This is a genomic window from Mycobacterium sp. (assembly GCF_049280035.1).
Lineage (GTDB): Bacteria > Actinomycetota > Actinomycetes > Mycobacteriales > Mycobacteriaceae > Mycobacterium.
The window spans coordinates 1-1933 of the sequence record NZ_JBAPPI010000892.1 but is presented as its reverse complement, the minus strand read 5'-3'; the positions used below and the strand labels follow the sequence as shown (position 1 = coordinate 1933).

The following is a 1933-nucleotide window of genomic DNA, read 5'->3' as shown; positions in this document are numbered from 1 at the left end:
GATCCCAACTCTCCGAAGGGATTTGCTCTACCGCCTCGATGAAGAAGTCCACCGCTTCGGTGGCCCGCGCGCCGACGTCCGCGGTGTTCATCGGGCCAGCGGTTTGTACAAGACCACGCCGTTGCCCTTGTTGTCATAGACCACGGCGCGGCGTTCGTGGGCGTCGTCGTATGGGCCTTTCACAATGCCGCCGCCGCTGGCCTCGACGGCCTTGGCCGCCGCGTCGACGTCGGCGGTCTTGATCCCGACGACGACCTGCCCGGGGATGGGATGGTCCACCGCGGTGGCCAGCGCGAGCGTGATCGGCCCACCGTCGAGGGCGGCGAAGTGGGCGCCGTCGCGGAACTTCAACGACACGCCGAGGGTCTCGCTGTAAAACCGGATCGACTCATCCAGGTTGTCGGTCGACAAGATGATCATTTTGACTTCGTGCTCGCTCATTGCTGCCTCCTGTGGCGGCACTAAACTCATCCGCGCGGGGGTTCGGACCGAGGAGGGCTTGTGACGGCGATAGCTCCAACCCCGGAGGCTCATAGCGTAAAACCACCGCCCGGGCCGGCGGAACTACCAACGAGAACCACAGCCGCCGAACTCACCGACGAGCAGCGGGGCTGGCTCTTCGAGGCCTCGCGCAGCGATATCAACAGCTGGTTGCACGTCACGATCAAAGGATCACCGGCCAGTACCGGCGGGTTCTGACCGTGCGTGCCTTCAGATGCCCCAACTGCGGGCAGGCGGTCGCGTTCGAAGTGCAGCAGTGCCCGACCTGCGCCATGACGGTCGGCTACCACTACCCGTCGCGGCAGATGGTGTGCACGCCGTCGCAAACAGTGACCGTGAATGGCCACGGCTGGGTCCGATGCGCACACTGGGAGCGGGGCTGCAACTGGTTGACTGCGGACGACTCCGAACTCGGCCGCTGCTACGCAGACAGCTTCGTCCGCGAGGGGCCGGCGCCCGATGACAATGAGGCGATGTCCGAACTCGATTCGACCCTAAAGGCGCTGCGGCGGTTGATCTTCGAGCTGATGGACCTCGGCCTGCCCATCCGTCCGTACTACGCGGACTCCCACGGGCTGGCGTTCGATCTGCTGTCAAGTAAGACGCTGGGACGGCCGGTGACGACAGGGCACTCCAACGGCGTGATCACCATCGACCTGGCCGAGTCGCTGGAGCTATACCGCGAGCGTTTGCGCATCAAGCTGCGTGAGCCCTATCGCACGATGCTGGGCCACTTTCGCCACGAGGTCGGCCATTACTACGAGATGCTGCTGGTGCAGAACACGCCGCTCATCGACGACGCCCGGGCGATGTTCGGCGACGATCGGCAGGACTACCAAGCCGCACTGCAACGACACTACAACGGCGAGGCACCTGCGAACTGGCAGCACGACTTCATCTCGGAGTACGCCACCGCCCACCCGTGGGATGACTTCGCCGAGACCTGGGCCCACTATCTCCACGCCACCGGAACCCTTGCCACGATTGCGGATTCGGGCCTTGTCCTCGAAGCTGACCGGGTGAAGTGGGACCTGCCCCACGATGTCTATGCTCGGGAGTCCTACGCCGACGGCACCATCGAGGACATCATGGCTGACTGGCTGGTGCTGTCGGGGGTGCTCAACCGGGTCAACAACTCGATGGGCCGCGACGACCTATACCCGTTCACTATCTACCCCCACGTCGTCGCAAAGCTTGGCTTCATCCATCGCGTCGTGACCACGACTGCAGCCGAACATGTGACTGCGGGACAGAATTGACTGCCATGGCCACCACACCGATCGCCGCCGACCGGATCGCCAAGGCGGTCAACGCCGCACATGCCAAGCACACGAAAAACCGCCGCGGCAAGAACGCCAGCTACATACCGGCTCTGGCGGAGGTGGACCCACAGCTGTTTGGGGTATGCGTGGTGACCGTTGACGGTCAGACG

General features: G+C 64.1%; 3 protein-coding genes. 2 read left to right on the top strand and 1 reads right to left on the bottom strand.

The window, feature by feature from the left end:
* Positions 1-87: 87 nt before the first annotated feature.
* Positions 88-441 (bottom strand): VOC family protein, encoded by a 354-nt coding sequence (locus WAN71_RS28350; RefSeq protein ID WP_422228507.1) that lies wholly within the window; start codon positions 439-441, stop codon positions 88-90.
* Positions 442-701: 260 nt separating this feature from the next.
* On the opposite strand from WAN71_RS28350, the gene WAN71_RS28345 reads away from it, so the two are divergent.
* Both WAN71_RS28345 and WAN71_RS28340 read left to right on the top strand, forming a co-directional pair.
* A complete protein-coding gene (locus tag WAN71_RS28345; protein ID WP_422228506.1) occupies positions 702-1760 on the top strand; it encodes a zinc-binding metallopeptidase family protein in 1059 nt (352 codons plus the stop codon).
* Between the two features lie 5 nt (positions 1761-1765).
* A partial coding sequence (locus WAN71_RS28340; RefSeq protein WP_422228508.1) for a glutaminase occupies positions 1766-1933 on the top strand: 168 nt, incomplete at its 3' end.